The organism is Loigolactobacillus rennini DSM 20253 (assembly GCF_001436505.1).
Taxonomy (GTDB): Bacteria; Bacillota; Bacilli; order Lactobacillales; family Lactobacillaceae; genus Loigolactobacillus; species Loigolactobacillus rennini.
Window position 1 is genome coordinate 1 of record NZ_AYYI01000096.1, and the last position, 1,779, is coordinate 1,779.

Below are 1,779 nucleotides of genomic sequence, written 5' to 3' on the forward strand. Positions count from 1 at the left end.
ATACATTTTGTATACGACCCCTTCGAGTCCACGTCCAGCTGGGCTTTCTCGTCAGTATACACAGTGGGATTGTAGCGGTCTTTTTGAATGTAGTTATGCACTCGCCAGTCCTTAATCACCACTACGCCATTATCAAATGGCAGAATAAACTGCTTGGCAACTAAGAGCTTGAGGTCGTCGTCATTAGCTTTGACCATGCGCATCAGTGTCTTAACGTTAGCGATAAAGCCATCGTCATCCGCATGCATGTTCAAGTGGAAATAGAAGGCCTGGGCTGATAATGGCATGTCTAAAAACGAATCCGTATCCGTAATCTTTAAACTAAACATTCTGCGTTGTGCCATTAAAGCACCTCCTTAAAATGGCAACTCATTGTCTGCTACATCAACAGGAGCACCCTGTCCCTTTGGCTTAGGTTCCAACAGCGAAAAGTTGTTAACCACTATCTCGGTAATGTACATCCGTTTACCCTCGGGATTATCGTAGGTACGCGTCTGTACGCGCCCGTCTAAGCCAATCAAGGATCCCTTGTGCGTATACTTGGCCAGATTCTCTGCCGCCTTACGCCAGATTACGCAATTGATGAAGTCAGCTTCCCGATCACCATTACGATTGGTGAACTGCCGGTTAACCGCTAAGGTGAACGAGGAGACAGCACTCCCGTTTGCTGTGTAGCGCAACTCAATATCTTTAGTTAGACGGCCAGTTAAGGCCACGACATTAATCATTTATTACCCTCCATTGCGCGCCATTCATTTTGTGCTTGGTTAAAGAATTGGGCGGCTTTTTTAACTTCTTGCAGTTCTGAGTTTTCATACCCGACTTGACCAAGAATCCGCTGGTAAATATCCGATTCTGACACACCAGATTTATCACTCATTTTTTTAATCAAGCGCGCGGCATTATTTAGAATTGAAGTGGATCCAGAGTTGTCTGGCTTTTTACGCTGATAATTCTGCGACCGTGGCGCCTGGGTCTGTGTACGCCGCTGTGGCGGTTTTGGTTTGGCAGCAAGGTTGCTATTATCTGCATCTGGATCCGGATCATTTTTGTTGGAAATGTTGAACAGCTGTTTGTAAAAATACTTTTGTGCCGAGGTACATGCCTTAGCAGTCGCCTTCTCGCCGTTATCCTGTCCAGAGCCAGGAAAGCGACTAACGATTGATTCATGGCCATCGGTAATCGTATACGTTCCCAGTACGTCCACCACGTGTACTATCCCGTTATTACGCGTCTTCGCGTCTCGCTGGCCAATAATTTCGTAACTGGGAATTACCATAATGCCCTGCTCAACAAGAATGCCCTTAACGGCCGCTTTAATCGCACTTTCACTTTGAAAATCATAATTTTGATATTGATTTTTACCGTCGCGATCAACAGGTTTGATTTTGGCCATTGCCTGCAACAATTTGGCAATTAGACCCACTTTAGCCGTAGTATCTGGCTCACTAGTTGTTGTCATGCCTACACCTCCAAACGTTCGTATTCAATACCGGTTTCGTCCATGTACTTTTTTAAGGCAACTAGCTGCTCCTTAGTGCCACTAATTTTTAAGGTGGTCTCAATAAGGCTGGGTTCGGCAGCAACAATCTCACCAGTTTCGGTGTCTATCGTCTGCTCGTGGTACTGCTGCAGTTTCATTTTTTCAACTGCCGCCGCAGCTTCAGTCGCTTTCCGCCGGCTTTCGGCCGCTTCTTTTTGCTGCATTACCGCAGCATCAATCCGCTCATAAATATCTGTTAGGGCGACGCCAGCTTTAACCTGACTAATCCATCCCTC

General features: G+C 46.1%; 2 protein-coding genes and 2 pseudogenes. All 4 read right to left on the reverse strand.

Annotation, left to right across the window (positions count from 1 at the left end; all coding sequences use genetic code 11):
• A pseudogene (locus FC24_RS10240) lies at positions 1–344 on the reverse strand (conserved phage C-terminal domain-containing protein); the annotation flags it as partial.
• 12 nt (positions 345–356) lie between these two features.
• Entirely contained in the window at positions 357–728 is a 372-nt protein-coding gene (gene ssb / locus FC24_RS10245) for a single-stranded DNA-binding protein (protein ID WP_057874769.1), read from the reverse strand.
• Positions 725–1,462, reverse strand: coding sequence for an ERF family protein (locus FC24_RS10250; protein WP_057874770.1), 738 nt, complete (start codon positions 1,460–1,462; stop codon positions 725–727). The genes ssb and FC24_RS10250 overlap by 4 nt, the downstream gene beginning before the upstream one ends.
• A 2-nt stretch (positions 1,463–1,464) precedes the next feature.
• A pseudogene (locus FC24_RS10255) lies at positions 1,465–1,779 on the reverse strand (hypothetical protein); the annotation flags it as partial.